At 62.9% G+C, this 18,991-nt stretch carries 19 protein-coding genes; 10 read left to right on the top strand and 9 right to left on the bottom strand.

The genetic code is table 11. The features are described from left to right. Window positions 1-85 precede the first annotated feature (85 nt). From JQ558_RS19545 to JQ558_RS19535, 3 genes are all read right to left on the bottom strand, one after another. Window positions 86-946: an SDR family NAD(P)-dependent oxidoreductase gene (locus JQ558_RS19545; protein ID WP_212294596.1), complete on the bottom strand. Its 861-nt coding sequence runs from the start codon at window positions 944-946 to the stop codon at window positions 86-88. Between the two features lie 97 nt (window positions 947-1,043). After that, window positions 1,044-1,547, bottom strand: a complete 504-nt coding sequence (locus JQ558_RS19540) for a DUF1993 family protein (RefSeq protein WP_212294595.1) — start codon at window positions 1,545-1,547, stop codon at window positions 1,044-1,046. Window positions 1,548-1,811: 264 nt separating this feature from the next. Then, entirely contained in the window at window positions 1,812-3,206 is a 1,395-nt protein-coding gene (locus JQ558_RS19535; protein ID WP_409410543.1) for a lytic murein transglycosylase, read from the bottom strand. 283 nt (window positions 3,207-3,489) lie between these two features. On the opposite strand from JQ558_RS19535, the gene JQ558_RS19530 reads away from it, so the two are divergent. The 4 genes from JQ558_RS19530 to JQ558_RS19515 all read left to right on the top strand — a co-directional run bounded on the left by JQ558_RS19530 (window position 3,490) and on the right by JQ558_RS19515 (window position 8,266). Further along, on the top strand, window positions 3,490-4,359 hold the full coding sequence (locus JQ558_RS19530; protein WP_212294593.1) for a xanthine dehydrogenase family protein subunit M: 870 nt from the start codon (window positions 3,490-3,492) through the stop codon (window positions 4,357-4,359). Between the two features lie 5 nt (window positions 4,360-4,364). Beyond that, window positions 4,365-4,841, top strand: a complete 477-nt coding sequence (locus tag JQ558_RS19525) for a (2Fe-2S)-binding protein (protein ID WP_211997762.1) — start codon at window positions 4,365-4,367, stop codon at window positions 4,839-4,841. Between the two features lie 17 nt (window positions 4,842-4,858). Next, on the top strand, window positions 4,859-7,123 hold the full coding sequence (locus JQ558_RS19520; protein ID WP_212294592.1) for a xanthine dehydrogenase family protein molybdopterin-binding subunit: 2,265 nt from the start codon (window positions 4,859-4,861) through the stop codon (window positions 7,121-7,123). Window positions 7,124-7,540: 417 nt separating this feature from the next. Next, complete coding sequence (locus JQ558_RS19515) at window positions 7,541-8,266, top strand: 2-keto-4-pentenoate hydratase (RefSeq protein WP_212294591.1); 726 nt, start codon at window positions 7,541-7,543, stop codon at window positions 8,264-8,266. A gap of 124 nt (window positions 8,267-8,390) precedes the next feature. On the opposite strand, the gene JQ558_RS19510 is transcribed toward JQ558_RS19515, so the two are convergent. Beyond that, window positions 8,391-9,497 carry an acyltransferase gene (locus tag JQ558_RS19510; RefSeq protein ID WP_212294590.1) on the bottom strand — a complete coding sequence of 369 codons (1,107 nt, stop codon included), beginning with the start codon at window positions 9,495-9,497 and terminating at the stop codon, window positions 8,391-8,393. Window positions 9,498-10,012: 515 nt separating this feature from the next. On the opposite strand from JQ558_RS19510, the gene JQ558_RS19505 reads away from it, so the two are divergent. From JQ558_RS19505 to JQ558_RS19490, 4 genes are all read left to right on the top strand, one after another. Beyond that, a complete protein-coding gene (locus JQ558_RS19505; protein ID WP_212209223.1) occupies window positions 10,013-10,438 on the top strand; it encodes a hypothetical protein in 426 nt (141 codons plus the stop codon). 131 nt (window positions 10,439-10,569) lie between these two features. Further along, complete coding sequence (locus JQ558_RS19500) at window positions 10,570-10,713, top strand: hypothetical protein (RefSeq protein ID WP_212262579.1); 144 nt, start codon at window positions 10,570-10,572, stop codon at window positions 10,711-10,713. A gap of 101 nt (window positions 10,714-10,814) precedes the next feature. After that, window positions 10,815-12,230, top strand: coding sequence for a Mur ligase family protein (locus tag JQ558_RS19495; RefSeq protein ID WP_212294589.1), 1,416 nt, complete (start codon window positions 10,815-10,817; stop codon window positions 12,228-12,230). A 114-nt stretch (window positions 12,231-12,344) separates the two neighbouring features. Next, window positions 12,345-13,088, top strand: coding sequence for an enoyl-CoA hydratase/isomerase family protein (locus JQ558_RS19490; protein ID WP_212294588.1), 744 nt, complete (start codon window positions 12,345-12,347; stop codon window positions 13,086-13,088). 107 nt (window positions 13,089-13,195) lie between these two features. Here JQ558_RS19490 and JQ558_RS19485 read toward each other — a convergent pair whose 3' ends face one another. The 4 genes from JQ558_RS19485 to JQ558_RS19470 form a co-directional block, all read right to left on the bottom strand. Further along, window positions 13,196-14,185: a tripartite tricarboxylate transporter substrate binding protein gene (locus JQ558_RS19485; RefSeq protein ID WP_212294587.1), complete on the bottom strand. Its 990-nt coding sequence runs from the start codon at window positions 14,183-14,185 to the stop codon at window positions 13,196-13,198. Between the two features lie 49 nt (window positions 14,186-14,234). After that, window positions 14,235-14,522 carry a hypothetical protein gene (locus JQ558_RS19480; RefSeq protein WP_212209228.1) on the bottom strand — a complete coding sequence of 96 codons (288 nt, stop codon included), beginning with the start codon at window positions 14,520-14,522 and terminating at the stop codon, window positions 14,235-14,237. 236 nt (window positions 14,523-14,758) lie between these two features. Continuing rightward, window positions 14,759-15,118 carry a PRC-barrel domain-containing protein gene (locus JQ558_RS19475; RefSeq protein ID WP_212209229.1) on the bottom strand — a complete coding sequence of 120 codons (360 nt, stop codon included), beginning with the start codon at window positions 15,116-15,118 and terminating at the stop codon, window positions 14,759-14,761. A 263-nt stretch (window positions 15,119-15,381) separates the two neighbouring features. Next, a complete protein-coding gene (locus JQ558_RS19470) occupies window positions 15,382-15,759 on the bottom strand; it encodes a VOC family protein (RefSeq protein WP_192738521.1) in 378 nt (125 codons plus the stop codon). 227 nt (window positions 15,760-15,986) lie between these two features. Here JQ558_RS19470 and JQ558_RS19465 point away from each other — a divergent pair, with 227 nt between their 5' ends. Then, window positions 15,987-17,120, top strand: a complete 1,134-nt coding sequence (locus JQ558_RS19465; protein WP_212294586.1) for a mandelate racemase/muconate lactonizing enzyme family protein — start codon at window positions 15,987-15,989, stop codon at window positions 17,118-17,120. A gap of 11 nt (window positions 17,121-17,131) precedes the next feature. Here the strand turns inward: JQ558_RS19465 and JQ558_RS19460 are convergent, their stop codons facing one another. After that, window positions 17,132-17,518 (bottom strand): response regulator, encoded by a 387-nt coding sequence (locus JQ558_RS19460; RefSeq protein WP_212273984.1) that lies wholly within the window; start codon window positions 17,516-17,518, stop codon window positions 17,132-17,134. Window positions 17,519-17,836: 318 nt separating this feature from the next. Between JQ558_RS19460 and JQ558_RS19455 the strand changes: the two genes are divergently transcribed. Next, window positions 17,837-18,988, top strand: a complete 1,152-nt coding sequence (locus tag JQ558_RS19455) for a DJ-1/PfpI family protein (protein ID WP_212294585.1) — start codon at window positions 17,837-17,839, stop codon at window positions 18,986-18,988. Window positions 18,989-18,991 lie beyond the last annotated feature (3 nt).

Below are 18,991 nucleotides of genomic sequence, written 5' to 3'. Positions count from 1 at the left end.
TGGATGGATGATGAGGGGAGAGTTGGGCATTACGGCGGATTGCGCAATGCCCAAAGGTACTCGGAAGCCATTCGGTCGCTGCAGGCTAGGTCCGCACAATCCCCGCCATATGGCCGGCGTCGAGGAACAGGGTGTGGGCGTTGACGTAGGATGATTCATTCGAAATCAGGAACAGCGCAGCATAGGCGACCTCCCAGCCGGTGCCCTGGCGGCCAAACGGCACTGTGAGCGCACGATCGGCCCGCCTGCGGCTGGCGTCGCGGCCCATCGGGGAATCGATAAAGCCGGGCGCGATCACATTGCAGCGAATGCCCTTTTCCTCGCCGGCCCGTGCGATGGCGCGGCCGAGCGCGATCTGGGCGGCCTTGGAGGATTCATAGGCCGGGTTGCGGCCATTGGCGCGCTGGCTCGCCATCGACGAGGTCAGCGTGATCGCGCCGCCCGGCGACATCATTTCGATCGCCGCTTGCGCGAACAGCATGTGGCTGCGCACGTTGACGGCGTAATCCTTGTCCCAGGCTTCCGCCGTCATCTTCGGCAACGACAGCCCGCAGGAAATGCCGACATTCAACGCGAGCCCGTCGAGGCCGCCGAGTTGTTTCGCGCAGCGCGCGATCGCCGGCCCGATCGCTGATGCGTCGGAGACGTCGACCACGTCGGTAAACGCCCTGCCGCCTTCGCTTGTGATCTGCTTGACCGTATCATCGGCGGCTTCCTTGTTGACGTCGATGCACGCCACATGCGCACCCTCGCGCGCGAACAGCACCGACATCGCGCGGCCGTTACCAATCGGCGGCTCCTCGTCGACGATGTTGCGCTGGCCGGCCCCGACCACGATGATGCGGCGGCCTTCCAGCCGGCCACGACCCGGAGCGAGGCCCAGCGTTTCGGCGTGAAGCGAAGCAGCGGGATCGAGTTGCTTTGGTGCTTGCGTGGTGATGGACATCGGCGGTCTCCCTTCAGCATCTTGTTCTTACTGAAGGGAGCACTAGCACGGCATGGCCGGTGACGCTAAGGCGTCCAGTCTTGCCAGACGAAACAGATCACTTCGCGCCCATGTAATCTCGCTTGCCGACCTCGACGCCATTGTGGCGCAGGATGCCGTGGGCGATGGCGGCATGGAAGTAGAATTGCGGAAGCGAGAAGTTCGAGATGAATTGCTGGCCCTTCAGCGTCATGGTCTTGTCCGGCCCCATCGGAAAGGTGACGTCTTTGGTGTCGGCGCCCTCGAACTGCTCTGATTTGAACGACTTGACGTAGTCGATGGTTTTCGTGAGCCGCTGGCGCAATTCTTCAAAGGTCTTTTCGGTATCGGGTGTCGACGGCACTTCGCTGTGGGTGACGCGGGCACAACCCCTGACAGCAAAATCGGTGGCAAGCTGGATCTGCTTGGAGAGCGGCAGCATGTCCGGATAAAGCCGCGAGCCGAGCAACACGTCGGGCTGGATCTTCTTCGCCTCGCAATGCGCTTCTGCCTTGGTGAGCAAGCCGGAGAGGCTGCCGAGGATTTGCAGATAGGCCGGAACGGTGGCGTCGTAAAAGGACATGTGATGCTCTTTTCGTTGTGTGGAATTTTATGGCATGCAGAGACTGCGTGCTGCAGGTGGGGCGGGGGAGAGGGAATTACAACGCCGGGAAGGGGTGAGATGTAGTCAAATATTTCCGGCTGGCGTCGGACGCGCCAGCTGCAGGATTCATCGACCCTCATCCTGAGGAGCGGCCTCTTGGCCGCGTCTCGAAGGATGCAGGCCCGTCTGTGGCCTCATGGTTCGAGACGGCGCAAGGGCGCCTCCTCACCATGAGGAGGGGCGCTATCTCACCTGCGGCATCGCCGCCGCCGCCGGCTCCGCACGCGGCCCGCGCATCCGCGCCAGTAACTCCGCGGTCGGCCAGGAATCCGCCGGCAGCCCGTACTTGATCTGCATCGTCTTCACGGCGGTGCGGCTGAGCTGTCCCATGATGCCGTCGACCTTGCCGACATTGAAACCGGCGCGCACCAGGAGGTGCTGCAATTCCTTGAGCTCGTTGAGCGGCAGTTGCGCCACCGGCGCGCTGGGCTGGCGCATCGGCGCGGCGCCCGCGATGCGGGTCGCGAGATAACCGGCGGTGGTCGAATAGATCAGCGAGTTGTTCCATTCGGTGTAGGCGGCGAAATTCGCGTAGGCCAGGAACGCCGGTCCGTTGCGGCCCATCGGCAACAGCATCGACGCCGGCAGATCGTCGTTCGGCAATGGCTTGCCGTCGGCAAAGGTGACGCCGAGCTGCGCCCATTTCGAGCGCGGCAGCTTGATGGTGAGGTCGGCCTGGTCCCAAGGAAAACTTGAAGCGAGATTCTGTGGCGCGCGCACTTCCTGCAACCACGGTTCGCCGCGCCGCCACTTCAACCCATTGGCGATGTAGTTCGCGGTCGAGCCGATCACGTCGGGCGCGCTGTGCAGGAGATCGCGATGGCCGTCGCCGTCGTAGTCGACCGCATAATTGAAATAATGCGTCGGCAGAAATTGCGTCTGCCCGAGTTCGCCGGCCCACGATCCGATCATTTCGCTTGCCGTGAGGTCGCCGCGATCGACGATCTTGAGCGCGGCGATGGTCTCCTTCTGGAACATCTCCGAGCGGCGGCAGTCATACGCCAGCGACACCAGCGAGGGGAGCGTATGCAGCTTGCCGAGCTCGGCGCCAAAACTGCTCTCCAGCCCCCAAAACGCGGCGATCACGGCCGGCGGCACGCCATATTCCTTCTCGGCGCGATTGAACGCCGCCTGATGCATCCGGATTCGCGCCTGCGCGTTTTTCGCCGCGCCGTCGGATGCCCTGTTCCGCGAAAATTCGGTGAATACCTGCCCGAACACGCGCTGGCCGCGGTCGCGATTGACGATGCTCTGGTCGTAGGTGAGGTAGGGTGCGGCTTCCGCCATCGCGCGCTGCGAGACGCCTTCCGCCACCGCCCTCTGCTTGAGCTCAGTGAGGAAGCGATCGAAACTCATGCCGTTGTGGCACGCCGCACCGCCCCGCGGGCTTGCTGCGACCGGCCGCGGGGCTGGCTGCTGGCCCGGCACCGCGACCGGTTTGGGCTGAGGCGCAGCCGCGGGCCTGGCGGGCGCGGGCCTGACGGGAGCCGGGGCTGGTTGGGACAATGCGGCAGAGGAAACGGCGAGGGCTGCAAAAATTGTGACCGCAACGTGAATTCTGATCGAAAGGGTCGGCATCAAGTTCACCGGCTCGCGTGGGAGGGACTGCAATTTGTACAGCCTGTGGGCCGCATCAGTGCAAGCGTAATCCGCCGCCACGTCCACCAATCCCCGGCCAACCGGCGCAAGCCGGCGTCCGACGATGTGAGAACAAGCCCGCTTCCTGCATAGGAGCCTGCCGCCAGAACCGCAGCCCGGAGGCTGTTCCAACCCGCATCGCCCGTGTAGGCTACCGCAACTGCCGGCCACATAGGCCGACGTCCAAATGGGGCGGGCAGAAAAGGGGAGATGACGGACAACCATGACGGAACTCCGATATTTGGCGCCCAATTCGCTTGATGAAGCGATCAAGGCGTTCGCCGCGGCCGGAAGTGCAGGGCGCATCCTGGCCGGCGGTACCGATCTTCTGGTGCAAATGCGCGCCGGCGTCGTGAAGCCGGGCCTGATCGTCGACATCAAGAAAATCGCCGAGATGACGGAAATCGAGCAAACCGCCGATGGCGGGTTTCGCGTCGGCGCCGCCGTTTCCGGCATGGCACTGCATGACCATGTCAGTTTCGGCAAGGTCTGGCCCGGCGTGCTGGAGGCCGTCAACCTGATCGGCTCCAAACAAGTCCAGGGGCGGGCGTCCGCCGGCGGCAATCTCTGCAACGGCTCGCCGGCCGGCGACAGCGTGCCGGCCATGGTCGCGGCCGGTGCCATCGTCACGGTGCAGGGGCCGGATGGCCGCCGCGAAATGCCGGTGGAACAGGTGCCGGCGGGCCCGGGCCGCACCAATTTCAAGCCCGGTGAAATCCTCGTCAGCTTCACGCTGCCGCCGCGTTCCAAAGGCTCGAGCGACGCGTATCTGCGCATGATCCCGCGCACTGAAATGGACATCGCCGTGGTCGGCCTCGGCGTCAGCCTGACGCTGAAGGATGGCGTCTGCACCGCCGCCCGCGTCGGTCTCGGCGCTGTCGCGCCGACCGTGCTGCTGGTTGAAGCGGCCGCCAAAGCCCTGATCGGCAGCAAGCTCGACGACGCCGCGCTCAACGCGGCCGCCGCCGCCTGTTCCGCCGCCTGCCGTCCGATCGACGACAAGCGCGGCACCATCGCTTATCGCACCAAAGTGGCCGGTGTGCTGCTCAAGCGCACCACCGCGATTGCCGCTCAACGCGCCAAAGGGAATTAAGCTTCATGGCCAAGGTCCACGTGTCAACCACCATCAACGGCGAACCGTCAGAGTTTCTCTGCGAGCCCAACGACACCATGCTCGATGCGCTGCGCGGGCCGCTCGGGCTCACCGGCTCCAAGGAGGGCTGTGCCTCCGGCGACTGCGGCGCCTGCAGCATCACGGTCGATGACAACCTCATCTGTTCCTGCCTGATGCTCGCGGTGGAATCCGAGGGCCACGAACTGCGCACCATCGAGGGCATGGCGCAGGGCGAAAAGCTGCATCCGCTGCAGCAGAAGTTTCTGGAAATGGCCGCGCTTCAGTGCGGCATCTGCACCTCGGGCATGCTGGTGGCATCGGACGCGCTGCTGAAGCGGAATCCGAAGCCGAGCGAGGAAGAGGTTCGCTTCTGGCTCGCCGGCAATCTCTGCCGGTGCACCGGTTATGACAAGATCGTTCGCGCTGTCATGGACACCGCGGCCGAAATGCGCGCCCAATAACAGCCGGAGCCAGCACCATGACCGTCGTTACCAACAACAAGTGGATCGGCCAGCGCACCATTCGTCCAGACGGTATGGACAAGGTGACCGGCCGCGCGCAGTTCGCCGCCGACACCAATATGCCCGGCATGATCTGGGGCAAAGTGTTGCGCAGCCCGCACGCGCATGCACGCATCAAATCGATCAACACCGCGAAGGCGGAAGCGCTGCCCGGCGTCAAGGCCGTCGTCACCGCGCGCGACATCGTCGATTTCCCGATCGAGAAGGGCGCCGTCATGCTCGGCATCCAGGACATGCGCTGGATGTGCCGCAACGTGATGGCGCGCGAAAAGGCGCTGTTTCCCGGGCACCCCATTGCGGCCGTTGCCGCTACATCAGAAGCGATCGCGGCGGAAGCCTGCAATCTGATCGAGGTCGACTACGAAGTGCTGCCTTTCGTGATCGAGATCGAGGACGCGATCAAATCCGACGCGCCGATCCTGCACGAGTTCAACAAGTTCGAGGGCAAGCCCTCCAACATCGCCGGCCGGCTCGAGCACAAGAAGGGTGATATCGCCGACGGCTTCAAGAAGGCCGACATCGTCATCGAGCGCAGCTTCACAACGCGCCCGGTGCATCAGGGCTATATCGAGCCGCATGCCTGCCTGATCAGCGTCGCGCCCGACGGCAAGACCACGATCTGGAGCTCCAGCCAGGGCCAGTTCATGGTCCGCGCGATGACGGCCCATCTCACCGGCATCCCGCAGAGCGACATCCGCGCCATCCCCGCCGAGATCGGCGGCGGTTTTGGTGGCAAGACCATCGTCTATCTCGAGCCGCTGGCGACGCTGCTGGCGAAAAAGTCCGGCCGCCCGGTGAAGATGGTGATGACGCGCGAGGAAGTGATGCGCGCGACCGGGCCCACGTCAGGCTCGAAGAGCACGGTGAAGATCGGCGCCACCAAGGACGGCAAGATCGTCGCTGCGCACGGCACCTTCTATTTGCAGGCAGGGGCGCTGCCGGGCTCGCCGATCCGCGGCGCGGCCGGCTGCAGTTTTACGCCCTACGACATCCCGAACCTGTTGTCGGAAGGCTATGACGTCTGCTCCAACCGTTCGAAAGTGGCGGCCTATCGCGCGCCGGGCGCGCCGATCGGCGCCTATGCGGTGGAATGCGTGCTCGACGAGGTCGCCGAGGCGCTGAAGATGGACCCGCTCGACTTCCGCCTTAAGAACGCCGCCAAGGAAGGAACGAAAGCCGCGCACGGCCCGACCTTCCCGCGCATCGGGTACATCGAGACGGTGGAAGCGGCAAAGGCGTCGGATCACTACAAGGCGCCGCTCGGAAAACTTCAAGGACGCGGCGTCGCTTCCGGCTTCTGGTTCAACGCCGGCGGTGAATCCTCCGCGCAGGTCAACATCACCGAGGACGGCAACGTCGTCGTCACCACGGGCCATCCCGATATCGGCGGCTCGCGCGCCGGCATCGCCAACATCTGCGCCGAACTGCTCGGCATCGACTATCGCCGCGTCTCCGTCATCATCGGCGATACGCAGACCATCGGCTTCTCGAACCTCACCGGCGGCAGCCGCGTGCTGTTCGCTTCCTCGATCGTGGTGACGCAGTCGACCGAACAGATCATCAAGACCTTGCGCGAACGCGCCGCAAAAATCTGGGAGATCGATCCCGAGGCGGTGAAGTGGGAAGACGGCGCGGCGCATCCGGTGAGCCCGAATGCCGGCCAGTTCCCGCCGCTGACGCTAAAAGATCTCGCCGAGAAAGCGCCCGCGATGGGCGGCCCGATCGGCGCCGGCGTGCAGCTCAACACCACGGGCGCGGATGGCGGCTTCGGCACGCATATCTGCGACGTCGAAGTCGACGTCGATCTCGGTATCGCGCGCGTGACCCGCTACACCGCCGTGCAGGATGTCGGCCGCGCCATCCATCCCGGCTATGTCGAGGGCCAGCTGCAGGGCGGCGTCGCGCAAGGCATCGGCTGGGCGCTGAACGAGGAATACATCTACACCAGGGACGGCAAGGTCGATAATCCCGGCTTCCTCGACTATCGCATGCCTGTGTGTTCGGACCTGCCGATGATCGACTGCATCATGGTCGAGGTGCCGAACCCGAAACACCCGCAAGGCGTCAAGGGCGTCGGCGAAGTGCCGCTGGTCCCCGTGATGGCCGCGGTGGCGAATGCGATCTACAACGCGCTCGGCAAACGCTTCTACGCCTTGCCGATGTCGCCGCCGAAGGTGCTGGAAGTGATCGACGCGCCGGAGACACGGCAGGCCGCGGAGTAAGCCAGCGTCGTTGCGAAGCCCGTAGGGTGGGTGGAGCGAGTTGTCCGCCGTAGCTCAAAGAGCGAAGGCGGAAGCGATACCCACCACTTGTTCCGACAAAAGAAAGATGGTGGGTTACGCTTCGCTTACCCACCATACTTCTTGACCCGCCATTTGCACCATCCATGCTGAGACAGCAGGCGTAGCCCGGATGAGCGAAAGCGACATCCGGGTCTTCTTTCCAATCCCGCATGTCGCTGCCCTCATGCGGGCTACAAGATATCTGCGTAGGGTGGGTGGAGCGACTTGTCCGCCGTAGCTCAAAGAGCGAAGGCGGAAGCGATACCCACCAGTTGTTTCGACGAAAGAAGATGGTGGGTTACGCTTCGCTAACCCACCCTACGAACTACGCGAAAAACAACAAAGGGGAGACCAGCCATGGAAGACGCCTCCGCCCGGCGCGCGGCGCAATCGCTGCTTGCGGCACATAAGGCCAACGTGCAATTCACCTCGCTCGCTCCGCCGGACAAACCCGCCACGATCTCGGACGCCTACGACATTCAGGACAGCTATGTCGCGCTGCTCCGCGGTGAGCACGGCGACGCCGTAGGCTACAAGGTCGGGCTGACGTCGGCAACGATGCAGAAGTTCTGCGGGATCGACCATCCGATCGCCGGCGTAGTGCTCGCAAGCCGTGTGCATCGATCCGGCGCGACGATCCGTCGTGCTGATTTCGGGCGGCTCGGCCTCGAATTCGAAATTGCCGTTCGCATCAAATCCGATGTGCCGGTCACGGCTGCGCCGGTGACCGCTGAAATGATTGCGCCGCATGTCGGCGGTGTCTGCGCAGCCATCGAAATCGTGGAAGACCGCAACGCCGATTACGGCAATCTCGATGTGCTTTCGCTGGTATCGGATAATTCCTGGAATGGCGGCATCGTGCTGTCGGACTTCGCGGCGAAATGGCCCGACCTGGAGCCGGTGATGGGACGTGCCACAAAGGATGACGTTGATATCGGCGAGGGCCAAGGCCGCGACATCCTCGGCCATCCCTTCAACTCCGTGGCCTGGCTTGCCACGCAGCTCAATTCGCGGGGGGGCGGGGCTGAAAGCCGGTCAGGTGGTGATGACCGGCAGCGTCATGAAGACCGTGTTTCCGGATAGCGATGCCAGCTATCGTTTCAGTCTCGAGGGCATCGGCATCGTCGACGTGCAGGTGCGTTAGGGCGGCGAAGGCCTGCGGTCGATCCTGGCAAAGGTAATGTCGTCGCGCGCGACCACCTGCTCGCTACGTCGTCGTGGCGACAACTGCGGTCTGTGGCACCTGCTCGCCGCCCACGGATGCGGGCTTGGTCGCGTCGTTGCGCTGATGTCCTCCGAGACTGCGGCGATAGCGTTGCAGTGGCCGTTCAACAGCCAGGTAGCTGACCGTAGCCATGGCGATCGAAAAACCGAGGACGATCGGACCAGTCAGGTACCAGGGAAACAACTCCCTGAGGTAGATGGCTGCCGGATAATGCCACAGATACATGCCGTAAGAGATGAGGCCGATGCCAACCAGCGGCGGCGCAGACAACACCAGACTGACCCTCGATTCTTTTGTCGAAGCCGAGATCAGCAAGCCTGAGGCGGCGATATGGGCAAAATTGGTCATGATCACCAACGACCAGGGCGCACGCCAGAAGCCGATCGAGAGGCAGACGGTGAGTGCAGCCCACGCGACGACGCCCGCGACATTGGCTGCTCTTTCCGAGATCAGGTCCTTGTGCCGGAGGGCTGTCGCCAGCAGCGCGCCGCAAATCAGGCCATCGATCCGCGTATCAAAGCGATAATACGTCGCGTCCCATCCCTGGGTTTCATAGATGTATATGCGCCATGCGCTGGCGAGCAAATAGAGGCCGAAGAGAACGACCAGACGCCCGCGAGGCCCGATGCGCGCCAGCAGCAGAACTGCGAGCGGCCAGATCAGATAAAAGTGCTCTTCGACCGAGAGCGACCATGTGTGAATCAGCACTTTCGGATTGTGCCAGAAGGCCTGCGAATAGTCGGTCAGATAAAATGCCGCCAGCGCGGCGTCGCGCACATGCGACATGAGGTCGAGCTGCGGCCAGAGCAGGGGGGCAATCAGCAGATACGCCGCCAGAAACAGCAGCAGGGGCGGGGTGAGACGGAGCAACCGGCGCAGATAGAATCTCCACAGGTCGATCCGTCCCGTCGCGCCGACTTCGTCCACGAGAAGCCGCGTAATCAGAAAGCCGCTCAGAACGAAGAACAGATCGACGCCAAAATAGCCCTGGTCGAATACCGTAACGTCGCAGTGATCTGCGATGACCAGGAGCACTGCGACCGCCCGCAATCCATCCAATGCTGGATTGTATGGAAACGGCAGCGCCAACAGAGCCCCCTTGTGCGGCGCAGCCGCGACGGTCGTTGTTACTGAACCGCCGCAGCCATGGGTTCTTTCCGGGACCCTGGCAGTTCGATAGGGGAAAATACTGAGGAAAGTTTACGCACTCCTTAATTTCACAACCTAAACTTGCTAACGTCCTTTCGCCGGGCCCGTTATGTATTGCACGCTACAGCGCTATGGCCGGCGGTCGATCCTGCGGTGATATCGTCACGCGTGACGGTTGTGTTGTCCAGGAAGGGAAGCCGCGGCATTTGCGAAGGCTTCTGTTAACTTACGTGAACATCTGAAGCGGCCGAAAGGCCGTGCGTCGGACCGGCGATCGCCTTCTCGCGCGGATCGGCATGTTCATTCAGCCTGCAAATCAGTTCATGCTCGCGATTACAATTTTCGCCTCGCGTTTTTTGGATCATTAACTACGAGGCGACGCCTCTGTAGCGGTTCGATGCGCCAACCCTTAGTTGGTACCGATTGTTAGTTCTCCTCATGCGAGAGTTTTTTTCATGCGCAGAGACGGCCAGTATGCGGTTTGGTTCAAGACCTCGCGTGGCGAAGGCACCGGCATCGTGCACCTTGCAAATGGCATCATATCGGGCGGCGACAGCTTCTTCACCTATAGCGGCTCCTACCAGGTCGATAACGACCATTTCACCGCGGCGTTGACGACCACGCGGCATGCCGCAGGTCCGCCCACGCTGTTCGGCCTCGACGTGGTTGACGTAGAACTTGCGGGGAGATTCAAGGGCAGGCTGGCGTCGTGCTCGGGAACGGCCAAACAGGCACCGGGCCTGCCGTTCGAGGCCACGCTGATCCCCCGCGAAGAACAGTCGCCCGAACCCGATCGTAGCCGCGCAGGAAAATTGCCCGATGGCTCCGATGCCAGGCGCCCGGTCCGCCATCCCGTTGTGCGTGGATTATCCAGGGGCTGATCGCGCCCGAGTGGAATTGGAATTATTTAAGGCGGCCTCCGGGCGCGCGCGAAACGGCGCGCCGCAGAAACGCGCCAATTTCGCAGGAGAAGGACATGTCGCACGGAATGGCACCCAGGGAGATTTTGCCCATGTCTGAAGTGATACCGTTCCCACCCAAGCCACAGCCGAAATCGATCGCGGACGAAACCGCTGAATTCCTGCAGCTGCTGGAGCGGATCAGGTCTTCGTCGGATAAGGTCGAGACAGAGGAATTGCAGACAACAGAGGAATAGGCGGACGGGCCCCCAGATTCTTGATTTGACGCGTTTTCTTGAAGCGAACCGGTATCCACTTCGCTGAAAAACGCTTTAATATCGCCGAATCAGGGGGACAGATGAATTTCTCGAAAGCGCATTTCATTGGCATTGCCGGAAAGGGCATGAGCGCAACCGCGCTGCTGCTCCGGCAGATGGGCGTGCAGATCAGCGGCTCCGACGAAGGTTTTTACCCGCCGGTCAGCGACTATCTCAGGAACGAGAAGATCCCGTTTGCCGCGGGATACCGGAAACAGAACATTCCTGACGATGCCGATGTCATCGTGATCGGCAAGAACGCAAAGCTTCAGCCCGACAGCAATGAAGAAGTTCGCGCCGCGATGGACAGCGGAAAGCTGGTGCGATCGTTTGCGGATTTGCTGCACGACATGACCGCCGGTTGCGAGACGATCGTGGCCGCGGGAAGCTACGGCAAATCGACCTGCTCTGCGCTGCTGGCGTGGTGCCTGAAGGTCTCGAGCAGGGACCCGAGCTATTTTATCGGCGAGATCACCAATGGGTTCGAGCGGCACGCGCACCGCGGGCAGGGCCCGACCTTCGTTCTCGAAGGCGACGAATACCCGGCCTCGAATTGGGACAACAGATCGAAATTCCTTCGCTACAACGCAAAAAACGTCCTGCTCACCTCGGCGACCCACGACCACATCAACGTCTTTCCGACGCACGCGGATTATCTCAGCCCCTTTCAAAGTTTGCTTGGCTCACTGCCTTCGGACGGGCTGCTGGTGGTGTGCAGCAGCGAGCCTCACGCGCGCGCCTTGGCTGGAAGCCTCGCCTGTCCCATTGTTTTTTATGCATTGGACGACAAGGCGCACTGGCATGCCGCCAACATCGCGCGTGGCGCGGAAACCGGTTTCGACCTGATGCGCGGCAGCGAAAAGATCATTCGCCTCTCGACCCGCATGCTTGGCAATCACAACATCGAAAATATCGTCGGCGTCAGCGCGATGCTGCTGGAGAAGAAGCTGCTGTCGCCCGAGGAGCTGAGCGCCGGCATGAGCACATTCCTGGGCGTCAAGCGCCGCATGGAATTGCTCTCGCCCGCATCGAAGGTGCCGGTCTACGAAGGTTTTGGCTCGTCCTACGAAAAGGCCCGGAGCGCCATCGTTGCCACAAAACTCCATTTCCCCGATCGCAGGCTGATCATCGTGTTCGAGCCGCATACCTTCACCTGGCGAAACCGGGCGGCGATATCAGCCTATGACGACGTGTTTGCGGGTGCGTCCCGGGTTTTCATCTATCAGCCGGCATCGCAGGGCGCCGGCACCCATGCCCAATTGACCCAGGATGAAATCGTCGCCCGCGTCAGGGCGGCGAATTACGATGCCGAGGCGATAAGTGACCCGGACGAGGCATTGGCGAGATTGGGCGACATGTTGCTGCCGGATGATGTTGTCCTGTTGCTGACGTCAGGCGAGCTTGGCGGGCTGATACGAACCATTCCGCAGCTCGTTGAGGCGAAGTATCCCGGCTGAAGCGCAGATCAGCATGCCTGCCCCTCACGGGTTCTTCGATATTGGCCGGACCGGTGTCGCCACATATGATCCGCGAAACGGCCCCCCCGCCGCGCGGTCACAAGAGGAAGCCCCATGCAAAAAGTTCTGGTCGAGAACAATGCCGACGGCACCACACTGGTCACGATCAACCGGCCGGAGCGCCGCAACGCCATCTGCGCCGAGACGGCGCTGTTGCTGCAGAAGGCCTTTGTCGAGTTCGAGCGCTCGCCGACGCAGAAGGCCGCGGTATTGACCGGCGCCGGCAATGAGGCGTTTTCCGGCGGCGCCGATACCGGCAATTTTCCCGAACTGTGGCGCTGCATCCCGACCGTTGGGTTCGAGACGACAAAGCCGATCATCTCGGCGGTGGGCGGCTGGTGCGTCGGCGGCGCGCTGGTGCTGTCGATGATGTGCGATCTCACGGTCGCGGCCGAGAATGCCAAATTCTCCTATCCGGAAGCGCGGATGGGATTTACCGGCGGCATGATCGCAGGGCTCGCCGCGCGGATCCCGCACAAGATCGCGATGGAGATGATGCTGCTGTGCCGCATCGTCGAGGTGCAGCGCGCCTGGAATATCGGCCTCGTCAACGAGGTGGTGCCGGTCGGGCAGCAGGTCGAGGTTGCGCTGAAGATCGCGCGCGAGATGACCGAGTTCTCGCCTTTGGTGCTGAAAACCCTGAAGCGCTTCGTCACCGAAGGCGTCCTGCCGCACGGACCCTCCGAGCAATCCGGCCGCGCCCAGCGCCAGCTTCATGAAGTCAAGGAAAGCGAAGACGCCGTCGAGGCCGCCGCCGCAGTCAAGGAAAAGCGTCGGGCGGTTTACAAGGGACGGTAGTGTTTTCTGTTGCTTCGTAGGGTGGGTTAGCGAAGCGTAACCCACCATCTTCGTGGCCACATCTGCGGTGGGTTACGGCTTCGCCGAACCCACCCTACGGACTGTTCTCAATCCGGCTTCAACCCGCCCGCCCGAACCACCTTGGCCCATTTCTCCGTCTCTTCCGCGATCAGCTTGCCGAAATCGGCCGGCGTGCCCGGCAGCGGTTCGCCGCCGATCGCGGCGAGGCGGGCTTTCATGCGGACATCGGCGATGGCCGCGTTGATTTCCTTGTTGAGCTTGGCGATGATTTCCGCCGGTGTTTTGGCGGGCGCGCACATGCCGTACCACTGGCTGGTTTCATAGCCCGGCACGAAATCGCCGACCGGCGGCAGCTCCGGCGCTACTTCCGCCCGTGCCGCCGTGGTCACCGCCAGCGCACGTAGTCTGCCGCTCGCGATATAATCCGTCGTGCCCGGCGCGGTCGCGAACAGCACCTGCACCTCGCCGCCGAGCAGGTCGGTCAGCGCCGGCCCCTGGCCGCGATAGGGCACGTGCACCATGTTGACGCCGGTCATCATCTTGAACAGCTCGCCCGCCATATGCGGCGCGCTGCCATTGCCGGCGGAGGCCATGTTGACCTTGCCCGGATTGGCCTTGGCATAGGCGATCAATTCAGGGACGGTTTTGACCGGCATCGAGGGATGCAACAGGATGATCATCGGCACGCGGATGATGCCGGCGACCGGGGCGATGTCGCGGATGAAGTTGAACTTCAGATTATTGTAGAGCGCGGCGTTGACCGCGTTCGGCACGGTGGCCAGCAGCAGGGTGTAGCCGTCGGGCGCGGCGCCGACCACGGCCTCGGTGCCGATATTGCCGCCGGCGCCGGTGCGGTTTTCGACCACGAAGGATTGCCCGAGCCGCTCGTTGAGCCACTGGCCGATCAGCCGCGCCGTAATGTCGACGCCGCCGCCGGCGGCAAAACCGGCAACGATGCGCACCGGCCGGGACGGGTAATCCTCCGCCACGGCGGCATGCGGAAACGCCTGCACGGCGAGGCCGGCGGCGGTGAGCTGCAGGAATTGTCGGCGTTGAATTTGACGGTGAATTGTCATGGGCGTGCCCCCCGGGAACGCCAATGCTAGCTCAACTTACAGCGCCGGCCTAATCTTCGCGACCCGAGGTCATGGACCTTGCGTTTGAGGATTCGCGGCTCGAGGACACCAGCGCCGAGGTGGCAAACTTCGCGGCTTCGGCTTCGCGAAGCTCCTTGCGAATTCTTCTCGCGTCCCGCAGCGTCCGCTGGATGTTCTTGTCGGCGGAGCCGTCGTCAAAGAACAGCATCGTTTCGCAGCTGATGCACTGCCGGGAATAGCCGCTCTGCAGCCGTCGCGCCTTTTCGCGAAAGCACGATTTGCAGCGGTGGCAGCGGATCTGAACCGAATCGTCCATCGTCTGGTCCCTGGGCCGCGGGCCGTTACCCGTCTTGTTTGGAAGGTCGTTATCGGGCAGCTGTACCGGAGCTTCCTTAAGAGATCGTCCTCGCATCCGGTGGCCATTTAGCTTTCGGCAATGCGATTTCGGGCCAATCCTTTAAGCTTGTCATTAACCGTCCCGAACTTCCGTCCCGCCAAACGAAAAGGCCCGCCTGACAGCGGGCCTTTACAGCCTTTGCGCGGTGGCGGTGGCTACATCGCGATGCCGTAATAGTCGTTGACCGTGCGTACGCGCGCAGGGTCGGACCAATTCCAGGCGTTGTCATTGCCGTATCTCGGCGCGCCCTTGAGCTGCGTCTCGGTTATCCCGGTGCGATAGCCGCCGAGATTGGTGTCGTATTTCAGCGACTGCCAGGGCAGCGGATAATGGTCGTCACCGATTCCGAGAAAGCCGCCGAAGCTCAACACGGCATACGAGACCTTGCCGCTCATCTTGTCGATCATGACGCGCTCGATCGATCCGATCTTGGTGTCATCGGCGCCGTACACGGCGGTTCCTTCCACCTTGTCGCTGCCGATCAGGGAACCGGTTTCTCTTGCTTCCGTAACCATGGTTGCTCCTCCATTGATTGAGAACGAGCAACCGGCGGAATCACGAATTGTTCCTGCGAAGATTCGACGCGCCAGACTGGCTCGTCATGCCCGGGCTTGTCCCGGGCATCCACGCCTTGGCCTCCACTAAGCAAGAAAGACGTGGATGGCCGGGCATAGGCGAGCGGAAGCGACGCCGTCCTCCAGACGGCTATGCCCGGCCATGACGAAATCTTTTTCAGGTTAGCGAGGCCGAAAATCCTGGCTAGACTTTCGGTCAGGCCTCACGCCACGCGGTGCAGCGCGCAGAGCTTGTTGCCGTCAGGGTCGCGCAGATAGGCGATGTAGAGTTTCACCCCGCTGCCTTCGCGGATGCCCGGCGGATCCTCGCAGGTCTTGCCGCCATGAGCGAGGCCGGCCGCATGAAACGCATCGGCCTGTTCGGGGGAATTGGCGGTAAAGCCGATGGTGCCGCCATTGGCGTGGCATGCTTCCTTGCCGTCGATCGGCTTCGACACCGAGAAGGTGCCGGTTTTGCTGCGGTAGAAGATGCGGTGGCGGTCGACCCGCCCGGGCGGAATGTCGAGCGTGCCCAGCAAGGCGTCGTAAAACACCTTGGCCTTTTCCAGATCATTGGTCCCGATCATGACGTGCGAAAACATGTCGTCTTTCTCCCAAAAGTTGCGCCGAGCGATCGGCGACGTTTTGTCCTGTTTTTTGCGAGGTCGAACGTAACAGCGCCGGCCGGAATAGGGAAGTGAATGGCGCGCCTTCATGCCGCAGCGCCGCGATGTTCGCAAGCGGCGGCAGCATTGACCTCCGGGCCTTTCCGCTTCCTGTTTTCCGGCCTATTGCTAAGGTTGCGCGCGGCCGAAAACGAGAACGATCAATGAAAATCACGGATATCCGCACCCATATTTTGCAGGCCACGCTGTCGCAGCCCTTTGCCTATTCGCGGGCGTGGTACGACACGCGCACCGCCATGCTGGTCGAGATCGAGACCGACGGCGGCCTGATCGGCTGGGGCGAATGCTACGGCCCCGCGGCGATCAATTCGGCCGTGGTGAAAAGCGTCGCCCCCTGGCTGATCGGCGAGGACCCGCTGCGCACCGATTTTCTCTGGCAGACCGTCTACGCAAGGCTGCGTGATCACGGCCAGAAGGGCGTCGTCATCGAGGGGCTGAGCGGCATCGACATCGCGCTGTGGGACATCAAGGGCAAGCATTTCGGCGTCCCGGCGCACCAGTTGCTCGGCGGCCGCGTTCGCAGCGAAGTGCAGGCTTACGCCACCGGGCTCTATCGGCGCAAATCCGGTGATCCGCAGCGTTACCTCGCCGAGGAGGCTGCGGGCTACGTTGCCGAAGGATTCAAGGCGGTGAAGCTGAAGGTCGGCTTTGGCGTCGAAGAAGACGCCGCGGTGACGCGCGCGGTGCGCGAGGCGATCGGGCCCGGCATCGCCCTGATGGTCGATGCCAACCACGCCTATGACGCCACGGCCGCGATCCGTCTCGGCCGCATGATCGAGCCGCACGACATCGGATGGTTCGAGGAGCCGGTGCCGCCGGAGGATCTGGCTGCTTACCGCGAAGTGAAGTCGGCGCTGTCGATTCCGATCGCCGGCGGCGAGTGCGAATTCACCCGGTTCGGTTTTCGCGACATTCTCGTCTCGCGTGCGATGGACATCATTCAACCGGACACCTGCGCGGCCGGCGGCCTGTCCGAATGCAAGAAAATCGCCGACATGGCCGAGGCGTTTGGTATCAGGTACAACCCGCATGTCTGGGGCACCGGCATTGCGATTGCCGCCTCGCTGCAACTGCTCGCGGTGCTGCCGACGCATACCCCAAGCTCGCTTGCCCCGTTGCAGCCAATGCTGGAGTTCGACCGCACCGAACATCCGATCCGTCAGGCGATCCTGAAGCGGCCAATCGAACACGAGCGCGGCATCGTCCGCGTGCCCGACGGCCCCGGACTCGGCGTCGAGGTGGACCGCGAGGCGCTCGCGCGGTTTGCGGTGAAGTGAAGGTCCGTTGCCTACGCGGTTGCCGGGCCGGCATTCAGCAGCTGGGAAACCGCTGTGACGAGTTGCGCCGGCGCGAACGGCTTCTGCAACAGCACGCTGTTGGGCACGCCCCGCGATGACCATTCATCCGCAGCCAGGCCCGTCATGTAGATGACCGGACAATGCGGGTCGATCTCCCTGACCTGCCGCGCCACGTCCCAGCCGTTCATCGTGCCCTTCAGGCTGACATCGGTGACGAGCGCCCGGTAGTTCTTGACCCGGCCCCTGACCAGGGTCAGCGCCTCTTCGCCCGATGACAGAATGTCGGTTGCAAAACCGCCTTCCATCAGCGTCGCCTCAACGACGTCCTGCAGCGGGTACTCGTCTTCGACGACTAGAATGAGTGGCAATTCCGACAACGCTAACCTCTGGCTTGATCGACCGTATTGGGTAAGGTGCGCGGCGCGCCGGCGCCTGCGCCGTTCAACCAACCGGAATCCTGTTCAGTCCATAACGTTGGCAAGATGATGACCTGCCGGACGCATAACAGGCATCGAGATTGACCACTGCGCTATTCGCCGCCCCGGAACCGTAGTACGGCGCTGGTTCATCAATTCGTGAACGGTGATGGCGTTCCCGCCGCATGTCTGTTTTTGCGCGATTTACGCCATTTCGGGTCGGCCATGCGCGCAGTAGCTTGCGCGCCAAATCGCAATGAATGTCAGAGCCAAGCAACCATGAACTGGCGACTTGCAAGATGGATCGGCCTCGGCGTCCCGGCACTGTTCGCACTCGTCTTTGCGGGCTGGATTTTCACGCTGCCTCCGGCGGTCTCGTTTGCGGCCGCGCCGCCGATCGCGAAAGAGGAGGCCGAGGCCACCATTGCCGCGCTGAAGCCGCCGAAGCGCCAACGTCCGCTGATCGCGATCATCGGCATCAATGACGCCACCGAGACCACCGACTATCTGATGCCCTATGGCATCCTGCGGCGCGCCGATGTGGCCGATGTGGTGACGCTGGCAACCAATCCGGGTCCGATGTCGCTGTTCCCGGTGCTCAAGGTGCAGCCGCAGGCGACCACCGCTGATTTCGACGCGCAGCATCCTGATGGAGCCGACTATGTCATCGTCCCCGCCATGAGCCGGGACGACGATCCGTCCGCGCTGCAATGGATCCAGAGCCAGGCCGCCAAGGGCGCGATCGTCATCGGGGTCTGTGCCGGGGCAAAAGTCGTCGGCGACGCCGGATTGCTCCACGGCAAGCGGGCGACGACGCATTGGTATTCGCTGAAGGAATTGCAGGGCAGGCATCCGTCGATCCGCTATGTCGCCAATCGGCGGCTGGTGGTCGACGGCGCCGTTGCGACGACGACGGGAATATCAGCGTCGATGCCGATGTCGCTGACCCTGATCGAGGCCATCGCCGGCCGCGACAAGGCCAAAGCCGTCGGGCGAGACATCGGCCTTGCCGACTGGGACGCGCGTCATGACAGCAGCGCCTTTCAGTTCACGCGCCCATTCGCGCTGACGGCGATGCGCAATGTCCTGGCCTTCTGGAATCGCGAGCAGCTTGGCATCGAACTTTCGCCTGGTATGGACGAAGTGTCGCTGGCCCTCGTCGCGGACGCCTGGTCACGTACCTACCGCTCACGCGCAATGACATTTGCCGCTACCGCCGGCGCGCAGGAAACCCGCAACGGCCTTCGCATTGTGCCCGATGAGGTCGCCGCCAACTGGCCCGCGGAGCGGCGACTGCCTGATATCGGCGCCTCGCCGCCGGCCAAGGCGCTGGACCAGACGCTGGCCGCAATCGAGGCGCGCTACGGCATGCCGACCGCCGACTTTGTCGCGATGCAGCTGGAATATCCGAGGCAAAGCGGGGCGCGGTGATCG

It is taken from the genome of Bradyrhizobium sp. AUGA SZCCT0160 (assembly GCF_018130105.1).
Lineage (GTDB): Bacteria > Pseudomonadota > Alphaproteobacteria > Rhizobiales > Xanthobacteraceae > Bradyrhizobium.
Note: the sequence above shows the minus strand (reverse complement) of the source record. Positions and strands in the feature narration are given on the sequence as shown.